Origin of the sequence: Pseudomonas sp. Marseille-Q1929, assembly GCF_017316265.1 — a bacterium.
Taxonomy (GTDB): Bacteria; Pseudomonadota; Gammaproteobacteria; order Pseudomonadales; family Pseudomonadaceae; genus Aquipseudomonas.
Genome location: NZ_JAFLWU010000009.1, coordinates 127,205 through 148,393 on the forward strand (window position 1 = coordinate 127,205; position 21,189 = coordinate 148,393).

The 21,189-nt window shown below is 60.6% G+C and carries 18 protein-coding genes; 15 read left to right on the plus strand and 3 right to left on the minus strand.

Annotated elements, in window-relative coordinates; all coding sequences use genetic code 11:
• Nucleotides 1–12: 12 nt before the first annotated feature.
• On the plus strand, nt 13–1,656 hold the full coding sequence (gene pgm / locus J1G37_RS13045) for a phosphoglucomutase (alpha-D-glucose-1,6-bisphosphate-dependent) (RefSeq protein WP_207042211.1): 1,644 nt from the start codon (nt 13–15) through the stop codon (nt 1,654–1,656).
• 161 nt (nt 1,657–1,817) lie between these two features.
• On the opposite strand, the gene J1G37_RS13050 is transcribed toward pgm, so the two are convergent.
• Nucleotides 1,818–2,513 carry a pirin family protein gene (locus J1G37_RS13050; RefSeq protein ID WP_207042212.1) on the minus strand — a complete coding sequence of 232 codons (696 nt, stop codon included), beginning with the start codon at nt 2,511–2,513 and terminating at the stop codon, nt 1,818–1,820.
• Between the two features lie 219 nt (nt 2,514–2,732).
• Between J1G37_RS13050 and J1G37_RS13055 the strand changes: the two genes are divergently transcribed.
• The gene (locus tag J1G37_RS13055) at nt 2,733–5,180 is read left to right on the plus strand and encodes a UvrD-helicase domain-containing protein (RefSeq protein ID WP_207042214.1); all 2,448 of its coding nucleotides are present in this window, start codon (nt 2,733–2,735) and stop codon (nt 5,178–5,180) included.
• A gap of 147 nt (nt 5,181–5,327) precedes the next feature.
• Here J1G37_RS13055 and J1G37_RS13060 read toward each other — a convergent pair whose 3' ends face one another.
• Entirely contained in the window at nt 5,328–5,600 is a 273-nt protein-coding gene (locus J1G37_RS13060; RefSeq protein WP_017739291.1) for a DUF1652 domain-containing protein, read from the minus strand.
• A gap of 256 nt (nt 5,601–5,856) precedes the next feature.
• On the opposite strand from J1G37_RS13060, the gene J1G37_RS13065 reads away from it, so the two are divergent.
• The 6 genes from J1G37_RS13065 (at nt 5,857) to J1G37_RS13090 (ending at nt 10,992) form a co-directional block, all read left to right on the plus strand.
• Complete coding sequence (locus tag J1G37_RS13065; protein ID WP_207042217.1) at nt 5,857–6,666, plus strand: helix-turn-helix domain-containing protein; 810 nt, start codon at nt 5,857–5,859, stop codon at nt 6,664–6,666.
• Nucleotides 6,667–6,715: 49 nt separating this feature from the next.
• Complete coding sequence (locus J1G37_RS13070; RefSeq protein ID WP_207042219.1) at nt 6,716–8,122, plus strand: FAD-dependent oxidoreductase; 1,407 nt, start codon at nt 6,716–6,718, stop codon at nt 8,120–8,122.
• Nucleotides 8,123–8,148: 26 nt separating this feature from the next.
• Nucleotides 8,149–8,490, plus strand: a complete 342-nt coding sequence (locus J1G37_RS13075) for a cupin domain-containing protein (protein WP_124524810.1) — start codon at nt 8,149–8,151, stop codon at nt 8,488–8,490.
• A 60-nt stretch (nt 8,491–8,550) separates the two neighbouring features.
• Nucleotides 8,551–9,630, plus strand: coding sequence for a polyamine ABC transporter substrate-binding protein (locus J1G37_RS13080; RefSeq protein ID WP_207042221.1), 1,080 nt, complete (start codon nt 8,551–8,553; stop codon nt 9,628–9,630).
• A 303-nt stretch (nt 9,631–9,933) separates the two neighbouring features.
• Entirely contained in the window at nt 9,934–10,404 is a 471-nt protein-coding gene (locus J1G37_RS13085) for a M10 family metallopeptidase C-terminal domain-containing protein (RefSeq protein WP_207042223.1), read from the plus strand.
• A gap of 156 nt (nt 10,405–10,560) precedes the next feature.
• Entirely contained in the window at nt 10,561–10,992 is a 432-nt protein-coding gene (locus J1G37_RS13090; protein ID WP_207042225.1) for a hypothetical protein, read from the plus strand.
• A 61-nt stretch (nt 10,993–11,053) separates the two neighbouring features.
• On the opposite strand, the gene J1G37_RS13095 is transcribed toward J1G37_RS13090, so the two are convergent.
• A complete protein-coding gene (locus tag J1G37_RS13095; RefSeq protein ID WP_207042227.1) occupies nt 11,054–11,839 on the minus strand; it encodes a helix-turn-helix transcriptional regulator in 786 nt (261 codons plus the stop codon).
• A 199-nt stretch (nt 11,840–12,038) separates the two neighbouring features.
• Between J1G37_RS13095 and J1G37_RS13100 the strand changes: the two genes are divergently transcribed.
• From J1G37_RS13100 to J1G37_RS13130, 7 genes are all read left to right on the plus strand, one after another.
• Nucleotides 12,039–13,403, plus strand: coding sequence for an APC family permease (locus J1G37_RS13100; protein WP_207042229.1), 1,365 nt, complete (start codon nt 12,039–12,041; stop codon nt 13,401–13,403).
• A gap of 9 nt (nt 13,404–13,412) precedes the next feature.
• A complete protein-coding gene (locus J1G37_RS13105; RefSeq protein ID WP_207042231.1) occupies nt 13,413–14,516 on the plus strand; it encodes a P1 family peptidase in 1,104 nt (367 codons plus the stop codon).
• Between the two features lie 365 nt (nt 14,517–14,881).
• Nucleotides 14,882–16,315, plus strand: a complete 1,434-nt coding sequence (locus J1G37_RS13110) for a serralysin family metalloprotease (protein WP_207042232.1) — start codon at nt 14,882–14,884, stop codon at nt 16,313–16,315.
• A 49-nt stretch (nt 16,316–16,364) separates the two neighbouring features.
• A complete protein-coding gene (locus J1G37_RS13115) occupies nt 16,365–16,730 on the plus strand; it encodes an AprI/Inh family metalloprotease inhibitor (RefSeq protein ID WP_207042233.1) in 366 nt (121 codons plus the stop codon).
• Nucleotides 16,731–16,834: 104 nt separating this feature from the next.
• Complete coding sequence (locus tag J1G37_RS13120; RefSeq protein WP_207042234.1) at nt 16,835–18,535, plus strand: type I secretion system permease/ATPase; 1,701 nt, start codon at nt 16,835–16,837, stop codon at nt 18,533–18,535.
• Nucleotides 18,532–19,824, plus strand: coding sequence for an HlyD family type I secretion periplasmic adaptor subunit (locus tag J1G37_RS13125; RefSeq protein WP_207042235.1), 1,293 nt, complete (start codon nt 18,532–18,534; stop codon nt 19,822–19,824). Before J1G37_RS13120 ends, J1G37_RS13125 begins: the two co-directional genes overlap by 4 nt.
• A gap of 2 nt (nt 19,825–19,826) precedes the next feature.
• On the plus strand, nt 19,827–21,164 hold the full coding sequence (locus J1G37_RS13130) for a TolC family outer membrane protein (RefSeq protein WP_207042236.1): 1,338 nt from the start codon (nt 19,827–19,829) through the stop codon (nt 21,162–21,164).
• The last annotated feature ends 25 nt before the right edge of the window (nt 21,165–21,189 follow it).

Genomic DNA, 21,189 nt, shown 5'->3' on the forward strand with positions numbered 1-21,189 from the left:
TGAGGTTTATGCATGACAATCAGTCCTTTTGCGGGCAAGCCGGCGCCAGCCCAGTTGCTGGTGGATATCCCGCGACTGGTCACGGCCTATTACACCGGCCAGCCTGATGCAGCGATCTCCACTCAACGTGTCGCTTTTGGCACTTCCGGGCACCGTGGCAGCTCCTTCGAGCTGAGCTTCAACGAATGGCACGTGCTCGCTATCAGCCAGGCCATTTGCCTGTACCGTGAAGCACAGGGCATCAACGGCCCGTTGTTCGTTGGCCTCGACACCCACGCGCTATCGACGCCGGCCGGTGCCAGCGCGCTGGAAGTGCTCGCCGCCAACGGCGTCCACGTGATGCTGGCCGAAGGCGATGAGTACACGCCGACGCCGGCGATTTCACACGCCATCATCTGCTACAACCGCGGCCGTACCAGTGGCCTGGCTGACGGCATTGTCATTACGCCGTCCCACAACCCGCCGCAAAGTGGTGGCTACAAGTACAACCCGCCGAACGGCGGCCCGGCCGATACCCATGTGACCAAGTGGATCGAAGCCAAGGCCAACGAACTGCTGGCCAACCAGCTGGCTGGGGTCAAGCGCATCACCCACGCCCAGGCGCTCAAGGCCGATACCACCCATCGCCATGACTACCTCAATAGCTACGTCGCCGACCTGATCAATGTGATCGACATGGACGCCATCCGTAGCGCCGACCTGCGCCTGGGCGTGGATCCGTTGGGCGGAGCAGGGGTGCGCTACTGGTCGGCGATTGCCGAGCACTACCGCTTGAACCTGGACGTGGTGAACACCGAAGTGGATTCCACGTTCCGCTTCATGAGCGTGGACTGGGACGGCCAGATCCGCATGGACCCATCGTCCAGCTACGCCATGCAAGGGTTGATCGGCCTCAAGGAGCGTTTCGACGTAGCCTTCGCCTGCGACCCGGACCACGACCGCCATGGCATCGTCACACCGTCCGGCGGCCTGTTGGCGCCGAACAACTACTTGGCGGTGTCCATCGACTACCTGTTCCAGAACCGTCCCGACTGGCGCGTCGACGCGGCCGTGGGCAAGACCGTGGTCAGCAGCGGTTTGATCGATCGTGTGGCCGCGCGCATTGGCCGTCGCCTGTACGAAGTACCGGTAGGCTTCAAGTGGTTCGCCGATGGCCTGTTTGAAGGTTCGCTGGGTTTTGGCGGTGAAGAAAGTGCGGGGGCCTCGTTCCTGCGTAAAGACGGCAGCGTCTGGAGCACCGACAAGGACGGCCTGATCCCGGCCCTGTTGGCCGCAGAAATGACCTCGCGCAAAGGCCAGGATCCAAGCCAGATCTACCGTGGCCTGACCGACGCCCTGGGCGAGCCCTTCGCCATCCGCGTCGACGCCAAGGCCACCCCGGCGCAGAAAGCCCTGCTGGGCAAGCTGTCACCGGAGCAGGTTACGTCCACGCAACTGGCCGGGGAAAGCATCCAGCAAATCCTCAGCCACGCGCCGGGCAACAACCAGGCGATTGGCGGTTTGAAAGTCATGACGGAAAACGGCTGGTTCGCGGCGCGGCCATCGGGCACCGAGGACATCTACAAGATCTACGCCGAGAGCTTTATTGGCGAAGATCACCTCAAGCAGTTGGTGGAAGAGGCCCAGGTGTTGGTGGACGGCGCTATCTCCCAGTAACACCACAGCCCCTAAGTGTGGGGACAATCATATTTCAATGTGGGAGCGGGCTTGCCCGCGATGGCGATGGATCAGTCAAGAAATCAGTGGCTGACATATTGCTATCGCGGGCAAGCCCGCTCCCACATTGATCCCACATTTTTATGCAGTGCAGTCAGGTATCAAGCCAGATCGACCAACACAATCTCACTGTCCTCAATCGCCGTCACCCGCAACACCGGCTCATCCTCAATCGCAACACCATCCCGAGCTTGTGCCCGCAAGCCATTGATTTCAATCGCACCGGTTGCCGGCACCATATACGCACGGCGTCCGCTATCGAGTCGGTACTCCGCGCTTTCCCCAGCCTTCAGATTGGCCGCCACCAAGCGCGCATCCGCACGAATGCGCAGGCTTTCATTGTCACCGGCCTTGCCGCTGGCCAAAGTCACAAAACCATCGCGACCCTCTTTCGGAAACGGCTTGGCGCCCCACGACGGCGGCAGCCCGGCTTCATTCGGGATAATCCAGATCTGGAAGATCTTGGTCGGCGTAGCCTCCAGGTTGTATTCGCTATGGGCAATCCCGGTGCCCGCGCTCATCACCTGCACATCACCCGCTTCGGTACGGCCTTTGTTGCCAAGGTTGTCGGCATGGCTGATGGCGCCTTCGCGCACATAAGTGATGATTTCCATGTCGCGGTGTGGATGCTGCGGGAAACCCGTGCCGGGCGCGATGATGTCGTCGTTCCACACCCGCAGGTTGCCCCAGTGCATGCGCTGGGGGTCATGGTATTCGGCAAATGAAAAGTGGTGATGGGCGTCAAGCCAGCCATGGTGGGCGCCGCCCAGCGTGTTGAAAGGTCGAAGTTCTAGCATGATCGTCTCCTGTGGATGGCGCCTATGATCCAGCAGCGCATGATCGATAAAAAGCGTAAAAAATGCCTGATTCCTATCGATTTAGCAGATCTATTGCTGGGGTTTTGACTTTCACTTCATCGCCTAACTGCATGACGGCAAAGCAATTGGCTGGAACTGCAGCGCGATTCCGGCGACCATGGTGCATTCGCCAAAACCAACCTCATCGCTGGAGTCCGCGTGCCGCAACACACCCCTGATTTCCCCCCAGAACTGCGCCCACTGGCAGACATGCCCCTGTTCAAGCGCCTCGCCGCGCGCCTGTTTGGCCATGGGTTGACGCGTTTGCGCGCCCAGCACCGGTTTTCCTGGTTGCATGGGCAGGCAGATGGTTTTCGCAGTGGGCACGAGGCAGGTGTCGAGTATGGCTACCGCGAAGGCAAGGCCGATGGCATCGAGGAAGGCCGGCAAGTCCTGCTGATTCGTGACTTTCGCCCCGATGAGCACCGTGCTCCCGGCGTTGACGACAGCCTGTTCGATGATTGGCGCCTGCCGTTGACCGCCGAATTGAAAAAACGCATGAAGGCTGATGTCGCGCGGCTGCTGCCGGCCCATGCCCAGCCGAGCGCGGCGCAATGGAAGATGATTTTCAGCGATACACCGTCCACCTCGGTAATTGCCGGCGCGGGGGCGGGCAAATCCACCTCGCTGGTGCTGCGTATCCTGCTGCTCACCCATTACCTGGGCTTTGAGCTGAGTTCGATGACCGTGGTGACCTTCACCCGGGAGTCTCGCAAAGACTTCATCCATAAGCTCATGGAGATTCTTAGTCTGTGGGGCCGACCCCTTGGCATCAAAGAGGCCCAGGCGGTGGTGCGCACCTTTCACTCGCGCATCCTGCCGATGGTGCGCAGCCTGCCGGGCTTTGAACGCCTGCAAGCGTTCGAGAACCTCAGCACAGGCGTTGAGGAAGCGGACAGCAACCCGTTTGACCTGCGCATCAACGACGCCCAGCGCCAGCAAATGAACGCCTGCTATCACCGGCTGCACGGCCAGCACCCACGGTTTCGTGAGCTGATCGCGCCGCTGGCCCGGCATGGCTTGCAGCTCAAGGAGCTGGAACGCGACCATCCTGACGTGCAAAAACGCGTAGCGGTGACCGAACTGGCGGCCAAGCGCGACGAAGAGCTCTGCGACCTCGTCGAAGACCTGTGGTTTCGCGCCGGGGCCTGGCCGATCAAGGGCATCGAGCCCAACCGGCAGACCGTGGAAATCAATGGCGCGCAGTTCCATTGCCATGGCTATATCCCCGAGTTGGATGCCTGGGTGGTGCTGGGTTTCGATTCCCGTGAAAACCCCCAGATCAGCCGGCCCAATGCAAAGTTGTCGGTACGTGCGGAGTGGGCGGTCAAGCGCACCCTGTTTCAAGCTTTCTGTCGCAAGCCATTGATATGGATTGATAATTATGAATCGTCCAAGCGCCTTTTAAGCAGCCTTGCCGGCGACGCCAGCGCCGGGCCGGGCTTTGATTACAAGGTCAAGGGCGAGCTGGCTTCGGCGCCGCTGCTGGACTGCTTTGTGGTGTCTGCCGGGTTTATCGAGAACCTCGGGCTGGATGTGCCCACGGCGGTCGGCCAAATGAGCTTTGCCAAGGACGACCCGGACCGGTTTTTCTTCGAGGCCCTGAGCATTTTCTGGAAAGCCCTGGAAGATCATCTGCTCGACCAGTCGCCGCCGATCATGACCTACAACCGCATGTTCTCGCTGTTCGGCGAGAACACCCCGGAAAACCTCAAGCTGCTCAGCGATCCGCTGCTGCGGCCCTTGTCCCACCTGATGATCGACGAATTCCAGGATGTGTCGCCACAGATCGTCTCGTGGATTCGCGCCAGCCTGCGGGAGATCCGCAGTCGCGGCCCGGCCATGCACGTCGGGCGGGGCGCCCAGCGTTCTTCGCTGTTGTGCGTGGGCGATGACTGGCAGTCGATCTACGGCTGGCGCGGCAGCTCGCCGAAGTACTTCATGGAGTTCAACAAGGAATTCCCGTCGCCTGCGACCACCCGCGTGATGCTTGGCGAGAACTACCGCAGCCACCAGCACATCATCGACGCGGCGGAGCATATCGTGCGCGCCGCGCCGGCGATCCCCGGTAAAAAGGCCAAGGCCAGCGGAGCGCCCAAGGCATTGGTGCCGGTCCAAGTACTGGAGCGCGACGAAGTGGCTCTGGGGCGGCAGTTGCTGGAACACTACCAACGCGGCGAAACCGTATTAATGCTGTATCGAAAAAGTAGCGATAAGCTATTGATTCAAGAGCATATTCAGTCTGTAGTTAATGTGGATTCTAGCTTGCCGCCTCACGCGCGCCGGCTCAAGCAACTGACCTATCACAGCGCCAAGGGCCTACAGGCCGATGCGGTGTTTCTGCTAGGGGATTGCCAGCATGTCACCAGCTCCCCCTACAAGAACCAGGTCTGCCGCATGGTAGGGCTGGGCAAGGACGGTGACAGCGAACCGTATGACACTGCGCAAAAGGACGAGGTGCTGCGCCTGGCGTATGTGGGGATTACCCGCGCCGTGAGCCATTGCTATTGGTATGTGGAAAAGTCTGAAGGGCAGGCGGGGAATGTGCCCAAGGCGTCGGAGCGGGTGGACGGCAAGAAGGCGTTTTTTGACGATCAGCGCAGTTAACCTGTCAACGCAGTTCCCCTGTGGGAGCGGGCTTGCTCGCGAAAGCGGAGTGTCAGTCACTAAATTTGTTACTGAACCACCGCATTCGCGAGCAAGCCCGCTCCCACACAAGCCCGCTCCCACATTAATAATCAGTGCTTGCCGGCGTCAGGCCCGCAGGGACTGCGGCGGCACAAACGACTCCAGCTCATCCTCCACGGCCTCGATGATCCGCTCCACATCGGCGGCATTCATCACCGTGGCACAGGGAATGCCGGCGATGGCGATCAGCGTCTCGCCGCTGGCGCGGTCGAACAGGCGGGCGACCATGCTGCCGGGCGCGTCCATGCTGCCCTCGAAGCCGATTGGATGGAAATGCCAGCGCATCAGTTGGCAGGCGTTGGGGAATGTCACTTTGTTCATGTTGCCTACCTTGTTCATTGAGCGCTTCCTTTTGCTCGCGGCAGGGGCCAGGACCTTCACTGGTCGTGGCGTCGAAGAGTTTAAAAATAGCATTCGTTCGTAAATGGCAGGTGACTTTTTGCGCGCCGTTCGGCAGTTGTTTTCCTGAAGTTTGACGTAGGTCATGTCCTACTTGTGATTGGGCAATATGCCATTAGTCAAAAACGCCAATTGATCATTGTCGACACCCGCAAAAGTCGGCAATCTCCAGGGTTTACCCGCCGCAGAGCCGCCCATGCCAAACATCGCCGCAGACGATGACGCTTCGCAGACCCGAGCCACTCGCGAGTTGGTGCTACGCCATCACTTATGCTGGCGGCATCGCGACCTTGATGGGGTGATGTCCTACTACCATCCGGACATCCAGTACCACGATTTCTTCCAGAACCGTGTCATCCGTTACACCGAGTTGCGCGAATACCTGCAAGCCAGCATGCCACGGGCGGTGGATGAGGCCATTGAACACACGGACCGCATCCGCGCCGATGGCGACACGGCCTTTATCCAGTACCGCATCACCCTGCGCGGTGGCCAGGGCCTGGTGTCATTTCGCACCAGCGAAGCCATTACCGTGCGCGACGGGCTGATCTGGCGGGTCAACGAATACGCGTCCCTGGTGCACGAACAGCCTGCCCAGGCGCTGCGCCCCACGGTCAGCCGCCTGGGTTTGTCGCCCCAGCAACTGGGGCATATGGCCAATGACTTGCAGCAGTACTTCGAGCGCAAACAACCCTATCTGGACCCCGAGTTGGATTTACAGCGGGTGTCCAAGGAATGCGGCTACAGCCGTAATCAGATTTCCTACTTGCTCAACCAGGTGCTGGGGCAAAGTTTCTACCGCTACGTCAACCAGGCGCGGCTCCAGCATTTGCTCGCGGCATTGGAGACCTCCACGCCGCCCATCAAGGTCGATGACCTCGCGTTCGCCGCCGGTTTCAATTCGCTGTCGGCGTTCTACAGTGCATTCCGTCAGCACACTGGCCAGTCACCCAAGGCCTATGTCAAACAAATTTCCCTGCGTGCACGCGCGCAAGACATGCCGTAACACCGCGCTCTAGGATCAGCCCTATCGAAACGAGGTAGGGGAAGCGGGCATGCCAGCATGGCGCAATATCAGTTTATGGATGGACCAGCTGGACGACCCGCTGGTGGCGCGGCCGTCCCTGGAGCACGACCTGGACGTCAATGTGGTCATCATCGGCGCCGGTTACACCGGGTTGTGGACCGCTTACTACCTGAAGCGCCAGGCACCTGAGCTGAATATCGCGATTGTCGAAGCACAAACCGCCGGCTTCGGCGCGTCGGGCCGCAATGGCGGCTGGCTGATGGGTAACCTGCTGGGCGAAGACCGTTTGCTGGCGGGCCTGGCACCCGCAGCACGGCGCGCGTCCTTTGACCTGTTGCACGCTATTCCCGATGAAGTCGCCCAGGTCCTGGCCCGCGAAGGCATCGACTGCGATTACCGCAAAGGCGGCGCCCTGTACTGCGCCGCGCGTTACCCCGAGCAGGAAGGCAGCCTGCGCCGCTACCTGGACAAACTCTACGCCCAGGGTCTCACCGAATCCGACTATCGCTGGCTCAGCCCGCAGCAGCTCGCCGAACAGATCCGCATCGCCAAGCCTTATGGCGGTATCTATGCGCCCCACGTTGCAACCATCAACCCGGCCAAGCTGGTGCGCGGCCTGGCGCAGGTGGTTGAAAACATGGGCGTGCCGATCTACGAGAACAGCGCGGTCACCCACTGGCAATCCGGCAGCGTGCGCACCGCCAAGGCCAGCATCCGCGCCGCCTGGGTGGTGCCAGCGATCGAGGGTTACGCCAACACCTTGCCGCCCCTGGGGCGTTATCAACTGCCGGTGCAAAGCCTGATCGTCGCCACCGAGCCGCTGCCCGCCAGCACCTGGGACGAAATCGGCCTGAACCACGGCCAGGCGTTTGGCGAAAGCAGCCGCCAGGTCACCTACGGCCAGCGTACGGCGGACAATCGCCTGGTGTTCGGCGCCCGTGGCGGTTACCAGTTCGCCGGCAAACTGCGCCACGACTTCGACTTGACGGACAACGAAGTGGAGCTGCGTCGCTACCTGTTCGGCGAGCTTTTCCCACAACTGAAGAACGTGCGGATTACCCATTCTTGGGGCGGCAACCTCGGCATGTCGCGCAATTTCCGACCGCACATGCTCTGCGACAACAAGACCGGCATCGCGCTGTCCGGTGGTTACGGCGGGGAGGGCGTCGGCGCCACCAACCTGGGCGGGCGCACCCTGGCCGACTTGATCCTCGGCCACGTCACGCCGCTGGTCCAGCAACCCTGGGTGATCCGCGAGCGCGGGCTGGATGCGCTCAAGGCCTGGGAGCCCGAGCCGTGCCGCTGGCTGGGTTACAACGCGATCATTCGCAGTTTTGTCCATGAAGACCAGGTGCTGGCCAACCCCAACACCGCCCCTTGGCGCCGCAAGTTGGCGACCGGCGTGGCCGGTTTCATGGAAGGTTTCATGCACTAAACCGTTCCACTCACACGGGAAACCCCATGAGCATCACTCAATTCAAAGACACGCTGAACGCCCACCTGCCGGACTCGTCGCCGGTGGCCGTGCCCCTGGGCGAACCCATCGCGGTGGCCTCGACGCTGAGCGTTGAACGCAGCGACGGCGTCGAAACCGGCATCTGGGAATGCACCCCCGGTCGCTGGCGGCGCCAGATCAAATCCCAGGAGTTTTGCCATTTCATCCAGGGCCGCTGCACCTTCACCCCGGACAACGGTGACGTCGTCCATATAGAAGCCGGCGATGCATTGATGTTGCCAGCCAATAGCACGGGTATCTGGGATATCCAGGACACCGTGCGCAAGACCTACGTATTGATTCTGTAACGCTTTGATCCTTGATCGCCTGCCATAAAAACAGCCCTAAAACCGCCAGGAAATCGAACCATGAAAGCCATTACCCTGTTGCCCTTGATGTTGGTGGCCTCTATCAGCCAGGCCGCCGAGACGGTGAAGATCTACAACTGGTCCAGCTACATCGCGCCGGACACCACCAAGAACTTCCAGAAGCAGACCGGAATCGGTTTCAGCTACGACGTGTATGACAGCAACGAAACCCTCGACGGCAAGCTGATGACGGGTAACTCCGGGTATGACGTGGTGTTTCCGTCCAACCACTTCATGGCACGGCAGATCCAGGGCGGCGCCTTGAAAAAACTCGACAAGAGCCAGTTGCCCAACTGGAAAAACCTCAACCCGGTGCTGCTCAAGGCCTTGGAAAACAACGACCCGGGCAATGCCCACGGTTTCCCGTACCTATGGGGCAGCACTGGCATCGGCTACAACATCGACAAGGTCAAGGCCGTGTTGGGGGATAACGCCCCGGTGGACTCCTGGGACCTGATCTTCAAGCCCGAGTACATGGAGAAACTCAGCAAATGTGGCGTGGCCATCCTCGACAACGGCCCGGAATTGCTGCCGATTGCCCTCAACTACCTCGGCTTGCCGCCCCACAGCAAGAACCCCGAGGACTACAAAAAAGCCGAAGCGTTGCTGATGAAAGTGCGGCCCTATGTGGCGTACTTTCATTCCTCGAAATACACCGGAGACCTGGCCAATGGCGACATCTGCGTGGCCGTCGGTTTCTCCGGCGACGTGCTGCAGGCCGAAAGCCGCGCCAAGGAAGCCAAGAACGGCGTGAAGATCGGCTACCAGATCCCCAAGGAAGGCGCCGCCATCTGGTTTGACATGGTGGCCATGCCTGCCGACGCCCCGGATGAAAAGGCCGGTTATGCGTTCATGAACTACCTGTTGGAGCCCAAGGTAATGGCCGACATCACCAACTCGGTGCATTACGCCAACGGCAACAGCGCGGCTGACAGCCTGGTGGAGCCGGAGATCAAGGCGGATACCAAGATCTACCCGAGCGAAGAAATGATGGGCAAGTTGTTTGCGTTGGAAGCGATGCCGTTGAATATCGATAGGATTCGGACGCGGGTGTGGAACACTATTCGTATGGGGCGTTAATAACGCTATACAGCCCTGTCCATGTGCTGTTTTGGCAAAATGTTGCTGATTTACAGGAAGTGACCAGCAACAGCGCCTTGAATAAGGTACTGCAATTTATGACGCAGAGTAGTCATCTGCCGATATTGGCGTGCTGGCCTGGCTTGAAGAATGGTGTTTGGCTTTGTGTCGCGGAAACAGTGCGGATATTTTCGAAATAGGATGTTAAAAATCCCGGGTTGATCGCGATATTCTTGCCGTGAGAAGTTTCTCGGTACTTCACATGTCTCCTATCAAGCAAATATATTTCGAGAGGTTATCAATATGTCTTCAGTACAATTTCTTCAGAGCGGCGGTAGCTGGACATACCCTGAAAACAGCCTCCCTGTGTTGCGGGGTACCGACAACCGCGAACGCCTCGAAGCCAAGCCTGGCCAGGACTCGGTGCTGATTGGTGGCGGTGGGGGTGACCACGTGGTGGGTGCCAAAGGCGCCAATACATTCAAGTATGAAAAGGCCAGCGATTCTCTGAGCAATGAGCCTGACACGATCTTCAACTTTAACCCGAAACAGGACGAAATCGATCTGTCCGAAGTGCTGCAAGAGAACGGCATAACGGCCATTCATATTCAGAATGAACTACCCAAAAATGTGGGAGATGTACAAATTACCCATCATGGGTTTGGCGTGAGTACATTGAATATGAAGGTGACACATGAGGGGCCACTATTTTCTGTTCGCGTCGATAACGTAAAGTTGCTGCCTGAGCACATAAACTTCTATAACTCCCATTGATCGGTAGAGTGCCGTCGTTAGGTGGGCTGAATTACCTATAGATGATTTGGCGATAAAAAACTGCATATGTAAGGTGTCATTTCTGACAGGTTTTTTTTGCGGTGCGTGCTGATTCAATACAAGCGCAGCGCTCAAACAAACCAAGAGGAATCCAAGATGGCAAATCAACAGTGGACGCACCTGGACGCGGCGCAGGGTAAGGAAGGCGCCAACGAAATACAGGGCGAAGTGAAAGAGGGCAATGTGAGCACGCCCTTTTCTGCGGACGTCGTGGTTTATCGGGGCTCCCCACAGTTCGAAATAACCGGTGAGCAATACCATTCGTTACCGCAAGACCCTGCTGATGCAACGGGGGTTCTCGTGAGAATTTTGAGGGCAACCCCACCCGACGGCACCTACCGTGTGGGGGAGCAACCGTTTGGCCATGCGGTAATTCTTACACCTGGCGACAAGCTCCACCTTGCAGAGTCAGGGTTCATCACCGTCACAAATAACCCCAATACGCAGGAGGTTTCGGGAGAAATGCATTTTGTCGCGGGAAGTGTAGAAATTGATGCGACTTACAAAGTATCGCCTCAAGCCTTGTGAAGGCTGCCATCCACCGACAGGGTGCCACTGGCTCTGGCGGTGGGTGGCTTCGATACCGTGATCATGGGTGTTCCAGATCATGCCCCAACGACTGGATAAACAACGAAAACAGCTCCGGCTGTGACGAGATATCCAGCTTCGCGTACAGATGTCGCCGGTGCACCTTCACCGTGTCCGGCGAGATATTCAGGCGTTCGGCCATGGCCTTGGACGAGAACCCGCGCAGCACCAGGCGGGCGATTTCCAGCTCACGCTCCGAGAGCACGCCGCTACCGAAGTGGCTCAACGCATCGCGGATCTGGCTGTCCATGGCCGGTGCGCGCTGGGTGCTTTGTTGCCAATGCTGCTGCATCAGCGGCAACACCCAGGCGGCCACCAGGGTCAGCAGCCCCGTCTCTTCAGCGCTGAACCGCCGCTGCATGCCCAGGGACAATGACAAGGTCCCGGCCCCTTGCACTTGCAGGATGAACTGCACCTCATCCTCCAACACGTTGTCGTGGAAGTAGTTGAGGAAGTATTCACTCTGGCGAAAATGGTCCGGCGCCACTTCTTCCAGGCGGTATACACCGCTGCTGAAACCCTCGCGGCAGGCCTGGAAAAACGGGTCGATCAAGTACAAACCATTGAGGTACACCAGCATCGACGCGGGTTTGCTGGTGGGTTGTGCGTCGTATTCCTCCAGCGCCAGGGGCGCGCCATCGGTGGGGTAGAAGATCGCCAGGGCGTTATCGAATGGCAGGCATTGCTGCAGCAACAGTACCAACTGTTTCCAGAAGCGCTCGGTGCCGATGTGCGTGACCGTGCGGCCCAGGCCTGCGTGCAGGCCGACTTCCCCAAACAGGCTCATAGCGCAGGCTCCCATGGCAAAAAGATCGGCCAAGGTTTCGGCTTTTGCCGCGCGACGTCAAGGGGAGTACTCCAATAGGGGAATTGGCTGACAACGGCCCAGGGGATAACGTCGTCTGCATTCAACGGGAAACATATCCCGACACGGCTTCATTTTTCGTTTCTGCCTCACACCAAAAACAACAGCAGAGGATAACGATATGAGTGCTTCTCCCACGCCAGACGGCGTGCTTAAACCCACGCTGAGTGTGTTCGATGTGGTGGCCATCACCGTCTCCGCCGTCACGCCCGCCAGTTCTGTGTTTGTCATCGCGCCGTTTGCCATCCAGCAGGCCGGCAGCGGCGTGTTCCTGGCGTTTGTGATGGCTGCGTTGCTCGCGCTGATGTTCGCCTTTTGCTACGCCGAACTGGGCCGCGCCCACAACAGCGCGGGCGGCGAATATGTGTACGCCAAGCGGGTATTTGGCGGCATGGCCGGTTATGCAACGTTCTTGACGGTGTTGGTGATGCTGCTGTTCATCCCGCCGGTATTGGCCACCGGGGCGGCGACGTACCTGAATAATGCGCTGGGCACAAAATTCGATTCACAAACCGTCGCCCTGGTCATTGTGGTGTGCAGTTACGCCCTGGCCATCCTCAACATCAAGCTCAACGCCTGGATCACCGGCACGTGCCTGCTGTTGGAAGTCGCGGCCTTGCTGGTGATCGTGTTTCTCGGTTTTGGCAACCCTGTGCAGCCGGCCAGCGTGCTGTTCCAGCCGCAGATCGTCGAAAACGGCGTGCTGCACCTGGCGCCCTGGGCCCTGGTGATCGGCGCGGTGGGGATCGGCCTGTTTTCGTTCAATGGCTACGGCCCGGCGGTGTTGCTGGCCGAAGACATGAAGTGCGGCGGCAAGGGCGTGCACAAGGCGGTGTTGTGGTCGCTGGGGCTGGTGGTGGTGATCGAGCTGGTACCCATCACTGCGCTGTTGATCGGCGCGCCGTCGCTGAGTGCGATGATCAGCAGCCCGGACCCCATCGGTTACCTGCTGACCAGCCATGGCAATGAAACCCTGTCGCGCCTGGTCAGTGCGGGGATCTTTCTGTCGGTGTTCAATGCCATCGTCGCCATCGTGATCCAGATCGGCCGCGTGGTGTTCAGCAGTGGCCGTGATGCCCTGTGGACGCCACGTATCAATACATTGTTTACGCGCATTCACCCGCGTTGGGATTCGCCCTGGCTGGCGACGCTGTTCCTGGCGGTGCCGTCGGCGCTGCTCAGTTTCAGCTCCAACCTCGCCGACCTCACCTCGTTCACCGTATTGCTGATTATGCTGGTGTACCTGGTGGTGGCGTTGAGCGCCTTGATGAGCCGGGTGTGGCTGCGCGATCGCGAGCATCCGTATCGCATGCCGCTGTGGCCATTGCCGGCCTTGCTGGCGGTGGTAGGCGCCGGGTATCTGCTGGCGACCCTGGTCGCTGCGGCCTCCGTGCGCGACGTGATGATCATCGCCGGCTTGCTGGCCGTATCGGTGATTTTCTATTGCATCAGTGGCCGGTCGAGTCCGGCGTACCAGAAACTGTAAGGAGTGGTTATGCGAGCACGGCAATTGGGGATTACCTTGGGCCTGGGCACACCCGGCGCGCTGAACGCCATCACCGACGTCCCAGGCGTGCGGGTCGGCCACAGCACGCTCAAGACCCGCATCAATGGCAAACAGGTGCGCACCGGGGTCAGCGTGGTGCAGCCACGTGCCGGTGAGGCGCGGCAACAACCGTGCTTTGCCGGGTACCACGTGCTCAATGGCAACGGCGATGCCACGGGCCTTGAGTGGATCAGCGAAGCGGGGTTGCTGACCACGCCGCTGGCCATCACCAACACCCACAGCATCGGCATTGTGCGCGACACCCTGATCGCCCTGGAGCGCGAGCGCCTGGCAGACCCGGCGGTGTATTGGTGCATGCCGGTGGTGATGGAAACCTACGATGGCCTGCTCAACGATATCTGGGGCCAGCATGTCGGGCCTGAGCATGTGCGCGAAGCGCTGGACAGCGCCGAATCCGGCCCGGTGCAGGAAGGCGCCGTGGGCGGCGGCACCGGGATGATCTGCCATGAGTTCAAGGGGGGCATCGGCACCGCGTCGCGGTGCTTGTCGGCAGAGCAGGGCGGCTGGACCGTCGGCGTGCTGGTGCAGGCCAACCACGGCAAGCGCCAGGAGCTGAGGGTCGATGGTTACCCGGTAGGCCGCCAGCTCCTGGACATTGCCTCGCCGTTCGCCGAGCGGGGCACGCCGGGCATGGGCTCCATCGTGGTGATCATCGCCACCGACGCACCGTTGTTGCCGCACCAATGCACGCGCCTGGCGCAGCGTGCGTCCATCGGCATCGCCCGCACGGGCGGCGGCACCGAGGACTCCAGCGGCGACCTGTTCCTGGCCTTTGCCACCGGCAACCAGGATCTCCCGGCGGCCGATTACGGGCGTAAAGGCCTGCCATTGAGCAGTGCGTTGCAGATGGTCAACAACGACCATATCTCGCCTTTGTTCAGCGCGGCGGCAGAAGCGGTGGAGGAGGCGATCATCAACGCGATCCTCGCCGGCGAAGACATGAGCACCGATGACGGCGTATTGGTGCCAGGCCTGCACGGCGAAACGCTATTGGCGGCTCTGCATAAAACGGGTTGGAGTATGTCCCGGTAATAGGGGGCAACTGCATTTATTAGTGCAGGTAGTGGCTGTTTAATGTTGCCAATGACACCGTGCCAATATATTGGATCCATTAACTAGTGATGCCGCACAAGTTGCACGACTTTAGCGCTATTTAATATTTAAATAAGGGGGTGCTGTTTTTTGTCGGACAAAACCAAGTCCGCCCAACAAATACGGCGCGCAACTTATTTGCGCAAATTGTTTGCCTGTTTTACCTGCAGGAAAGATGTAGACGAAAGATTTCAAGTTGTGTCAGTTTTCTTACGCCTTCAAAAGAGGCGAGTGATAGGACGATCTCGCCCGCGGGGTTCCTATCGATCAAAGACTGATGCACTTGCAAACAAGGAAGTACGTTTATGTCAAAAGTTAAAGACAAGGCTATCGTGTCGGCGGCGCAAGCCAGCACCGCTTACTCGCAAATCGATAGCTTCAGCCATCTGTATGATCGTGGCGGCAACCTCACGGTCAATGGCAAACCGTCCTACACCGTCGACCAGGCAGCCACCCAGCTACTGCGCGACGGCGCGGCCTACCGGGACGTTGACGGCAACGGCAAGATCGATCTGACCTACACCTTCCTGACCTCGGCGTCGTCCAGCACCATGAACAAACATGGCATCTCGGGCTTCAGCCAGTTCAGCGCCCAGCAAAAAGCACAGGCCGCGCTGGCCATGCAATCCTGGGCGGATGTGGCCAACGTCACCTTCACCGAGAAGGCCAGCGGCGGTGACGCCCACATGACCTTCGGCAACTACAGCGGCGGCCAGGACGGCGCGGCGGCGTTTGCCTACCTGCCCGGCACCGGCGCAGGCTACGACGGCACCTCGTGGTACCTGACCAACAGCAGCTACACGCCGAACAAGACCCCGGACCTGAACAACTATGGCCGGCAGACCCTGACCCACGAAATCGGCCACACCCTGGGCCTGGCGCATCCCGGCGACTACAACGCCGGCGAAGGCGCACCGACCTACAACGACGCGTCCTATGGACAGGACACGCGCGGTTACAGCGTCATGAGCTACTGGAGCGAAAGCAACACCAACCAGAACTTCAGTAAAGGCGGGGTCGAAGCCTACGCTTCCGGGCCGCTGATCGACGACATTGCCGCGATCCAGAAGCTCTACGGCGCGAACTACAACACCCGTGCCGGCGACACCACCTACGGGTTCAACTCCAACACCGGGCGCGACTTCCTCAGCGCCACCTCCAATGCCGACAAGCTGGTGTTCTCGGTATGGGACGGCGGTGGTAACGACACCCTGGACTTCTCTGGTTTCACCCAGAACCAGAAGATCAACCTCAATGAAGCCTCGTTCTCCGACGTTGGCGGCCTGGTGGGCAACGTGTCCATCGCCAAGGGCGTGACCGTGGAGAATGCCTTCGGTGGCGCCGGCAACGACCTGATTATCGGCAACAACGCGGCCAACCTGATCAAGGGCGGTGCCGGCAACGACATCATCTACGGCGGCGGCGGAGCCGACCAACTGTGGGGCGGCGCGGGCAACGACACCTTTGTGTTCGGCGCCAGTTCCGACTCCAAGCCTGGGGCTGCGGACAAGATCTTTGACTTCACCTCCGGTTCGGACAAGATCGACCTCAGCGGCATCACCAAAGGCGCAGGCCTCACGTTCGTCAATGCGTTCACCGGGCACGCCGGCGACGCGGTACTGACCTACGCCGCAGGCACCAACCTGGGCACCTTGGCGGTAGACTTCTCTGGGCACGGCGTGGCGGATTTCCTCGTCACCACCGTGGGCCAGGCAGCCGTCAGCGACATCGTGGCGTGATGTAGCAGCGCGGCGTTTCGGCGCCGCGTTTCCCCGATGGAGCGTGAAGATGCAGCGTTTTACCCACTTTATCGCCTGCGTGGTGCAGGTAATGTTCATGTCGGCAGGAGCCCCCGTTATGGCGAGTAGCCTCGTTTTACCCAGCAGCGCCCAATTGGCCGGGCACTGGCAACTGCACCAGCAGGACCAAGTGTGTGCCCTGGACCTGTTGGCCGCCAATGCCGTGCGTGGCGATGTCGCGTGCGCCGAGCAGTGGCTGGGGGACACCCCCAAGACCTGGCTGCCGACGCCAGACGGCATCTGGCTGATGAATGCCGACGGCACGGGCATTACCCATTTGAATCGGCAGAAGAACGGTGAATACACAGGCCGCACACTTTCCGGTACTGAAGTGATATTGCAACGAGCCCCTTAGTTATTGGTTATAAGCCCATAACTTGATTTTATTAGTTGCTCGCTCCGTTGTTCGGGGTGCGGGTAACTATTGCGCGCTATTTGGTTCAAGGAAGATCGCAAGCTATGGCCACGCCGCCTTTATTCAAAGCGCTGGGTGAATACAAGAGTGTCTTGCTCAGCGTTGGCTGTTTCACGGCATTGATTAACCTGCTGATGCTGGTGCCGTCCATCTACATGCTGCAAGTGTATGACCGCGTGCTGTCCTCCCAGAATGAAACCACCCTGGTGATGTTGACGCTGATGGTCGTCGGCTTCTTTGTATTTATTGGCACGCTGGAGGTGATTCGTAGTTTTATCGTGATCCGCATCGGTAGCCAGTTGGAGCGGCGTTTCAACCTGCGCGTCTACAAGGCCGCGTTTGAACGCAACCTGCATCGCGGCCAGGGGCATGCCGGGCAGTCGTTGGGGGATTTGACCCATATCCGCCAGTTCATCACGGGGCCGGCGCTATTCGCGTTTTTTGATGCGCCGTGGTTTCCCATCTACCTGCTGGTGATCTTCCTGTTCAACGTCTGGCTCGGCGTGCTGGCCACCGCTGGCGCATTGCTGCTGATCGGCCTGGCGTGCCTCAACGAATACCTGACGAAAAAACCCTTGGGCGAAGCCAGCGGCTACTCGCAGCAATCCACCCAACTGGCCACCAGCCATTTGCACAATGCCGAGACCATCCAGGCCATGGGCATGCTCGGCGCGCTGCGTCAGCGCTGGTTTGCCGTGCATTCGCAGTTTCTCGGCTTGCAGAACCAGGCCAGCGACACCGGCTCGGTGATCACCGCCCTGAGCAAATCCCTGCGCTTGTGCCTGCAATCGCTGGTGTTGGGCCTGGGCGCGCTGCTGGTGATCAAAGGCGAGATGACCGCCGGCATGATGATTGCCGGTTCGATCCTGATGGGCCGCGTGCTCAGCCCCATCGACCAACTGATTGCGGTGTGGAAACAGTGGAGTTCGGCCAAGTTGGCCTATCAGCGTCTGGACGCGTTGCTGCGCGAAAGCCCAGAGGCCGTGGAGCCGATGAAATTGCCGGCGCCCAAGGGCCAGGTCAGTTTCGAGCAGGTCAGCGCAGGCCCACCGGGGCGTCGCGTGGCGACCCTGCATCACGTCAGTTTCAACCTCGGTGCAGGCGAAGTACTCGGCGTGCTCGGCGCTTCGGGTTCGGGCAAATCCACCCTGGCCCGTGTGCTGGTGGGCGTGTGGCCGACCCTGGCGGGCACCGTGCGCCTGGACGGCGCGGATATCCATCGCTGGGACCGCGACGACCTCGGCCCGCACATCGGCTACCTGCCCCAGGACATCGAACTGTTCAGCGGCAGCATTGCCGACAACATCGCACGGTTTCGCCAGGCCGACCCGCAGCTTGTGGTGCAGGCCGCGCAACAAGCCGGGGTGCACGAGCTGATCCTGCGCCTGCCCCAAGGCTACGACACGCTGCTGGGCGACAACGGCGGCGGCCTGTCTGGCGGGCAGAAACAACGGGTGGCCCTGGCCCGGGCCTTGTACGGCGGGCCCCGGCTGATCGTGCTGGATGAGCCCAACTCCAACCTCGATACACAGGGCGAGGCCGCGCTGGCCAGCGCCATCGTGCAGATGAAAGCCCAGGGCAGCAGCGTGGTGCTGGTCACCCACCGTTCGGCGGCGTTGGCCCAGGCCGACAAGTTGCTGGTGCTCAACGAGGGCCAGTTGCAAGTGTTCGGTCCCAGTCAGGAAGTGCTGCGGGCCTTGTCCGGGCAACGCGAACAACCGCCTCAAGAGAGGATGCCAGCATGATCCACGAACAACACGACGCGCGTTTTTTCGTGCGCATGGGCTGGCTGCTGACGGTGCTCGGTGCCGGTGGGTTTTTCCTCTGGGCCAGCCTGGCGCCGCTGGACCAAGGCATTCCGGTGCAAGGCACGGTGGTGGTGTCGGGCAAGCGCAAGGCCGTGCAAACCCTCAGCCCGGGTGTGGTCAGCGGGATTCTGGTGCGTGAAGGCGAGGCCGTTAAACAGGGTCAGCCGCTGTTTCGTCTTGACCAGACCCAGCACCAGGCCGACGTGCAATCGCTGCAAGCGCAGTACCGCATGGCCTGGGCCAGCGTGGCGCGTTGGCAGAGCGAGCGTGATAACCGTGCCGCTATCACCTTTCCCGCCGAGCTGAGCAGCGACGCCGATCCCGCCCTGGCCCTGGTCCTGGAAGGCCAACGCCAATTGTTCAGCAGCCGCCGCGAAGCCTTTGCCCGTGAACAGGCAGGGATTCGCGCGAATATCGACGGCGCCACCGCGCAACTGGGCGGCATGCGCCGGGCACGCAGCGACCTGACGGCCCAGGCCCAATCCCTGCGCGATCAACTGGGCAACCTGCAACCCTTGGCCGACAACGGCTATATCCCGCGCAACCGCCTGCTGGAGTACCAGCGCCAACTGTCCCAGGTGCAGCAGGACCTGGCGCAGAACACCGGCGAAAGCGGGCGGGTGGAGCAGGGCATCCTCGAATCGCGCCTGAAACTTCAGCAGCACAGCGAGGAATACCAGAAGGAAGTGCGCAGCCAATTGGCCGACGCGCAACTGCGCAGCCTGACCCTGGAACAGCAACTGACCTCGGCCGGGTTCGACCTGCAACACAGCCAGATCAACGCGCCGGCCGATGGCATTGCGGTCAACCTCAGCGTGCACACCGTGGGCGCCGTGGTGCGCGCCGGGGAAACGCTGCTGGAAATCGTGCCCCAGGGCACACGCCTGGAAGTCGAAGGGCGCCTGCCCGTACATCTGGTGGACAAGGTTGGCACCCAACTGCCGGTGGACATCCTCTTCACCGCCTTCAACCAGAGCCGCACGCCACGGGTACCGGGGCAGGTCAGCCTGATTTCGGCTGACCAGATGCTCGATGAAAAGACCGGCGCGCCGTATTACGTGCTGCGCACCACGGTCAGCGACATGGCGCTGGAGAAACTCCACGGCCTGGTGATCAAGCCCGGCATGCCCGCCGAGATGTTTGTGCGCACCGGCGAGCGCTCGTTGCTCAACTATCTGTTCAAGCCGCTGCTGGATCGCGCCGGCTCCGCGTTGACCGAGGAATAAGCATGAAACCGGTGTTTATCGCCTTGCTGTTGAGCTGCACCAGTGCCCACGCCGCCATGGGCCCGTTCGACGTGTACGAGCAAGCCTTGCGCAACGATCCGGTGTTCCTTGGCGCCATCAAGGAGCGCGACGCCGGCCTGGAAAACCGCACCATCGGCCGCGCCGGCCTGCTGCCCAAGCTGTCCTACAACTACAACAAGGGCCGCAACAACTCCCAGGCCACCTTGCCCGACGGCCGTGGCGGCACCTATCACGATGACCGCAACTACAACAGCTACGGCTCGACCTTCAGCCTGCAACAGCCGTTGTTCGACTACGAAGCCTACGCCAACTACCGCAAGGGCGTGGCCCAGGCGCTGTTTGCCGATGAAAGCTTTCGCGACAAGAGTCAGGCGTTGCTGGTGCGGGTGTTGTCCTACTACACCCAGGCATTGTTCGCACAGGACCAGATCGACATTGCCCGCGCCAAGAAGAAAGCATTCGAGCAGCAGTTCCAGCAGAACCGGCACTTGTTCCAGCAGGGCGAGGGCACGCGCACGGACATTCTCGAAGCCGAATCCCGCTACGAGTTGGCCACCGCCGAGGAGATCCAGGCGTTGGATGAGCAGGACGCATCGCTGCGGGAACTGGGCGCGCTGATCGGTGTGCCGAGCGTCAACATCGACGACCTGGCGCCGCTGAACCAGGGCTTTGCCGCCTTCACCTTGACCCCGGCCAACTACGACACCTGGCATGAGCTGGCGATCAGCAACAACCCGACGTTGGCATCCCAGCGCCAGGCCTTGGAAGTGGCGCGGTATGAAGTGGAGCGCAACCGCGCCGGGCATCTGCCGAAAGTCACCGCGTACGCCAGTTCGCGCCAGCAGGAGTCCGACAGTGGCAACACCTACAACCAGCGCTACGACACCAACACCATCGGCGTCGAAGTCAGCCTGCCGTTGTATGCCGGTGGCGGTATTTCCGCGTCCACCCGCCAGGCCAGCCGGGCGATGGAGCAGGCCGAGTACGAGCTGGAGGGCAAGACCCGCGAAACCCTGATCGAACTGCGCCGCCAGTTCAGCGCCTGTTTGTCGGGGGTGAGCAAATTGCGCGCGTATCAGAAGGCGCTGACGTCGGCCGAAGCGCTGGTGGTCTCGACCAAGCAAAGCATCCTCGGCGGCGAGCGCGTCAACCTTGATGCCCTCAACGCCGAGCAGCAGCTCTACAGCACCCGGCGCGACCTGGCCCAGGCGCGTTATGACTACCTGATGGCCTGGACCAAATTGCACTACTACGCCGGCAACCTGCGCGACACCGACCTGGCCAAGGTGGATGAGGCGTTTGGGCCGGAGGCACGCTAGTCCGCTATCTCGACAAGTCCAACAA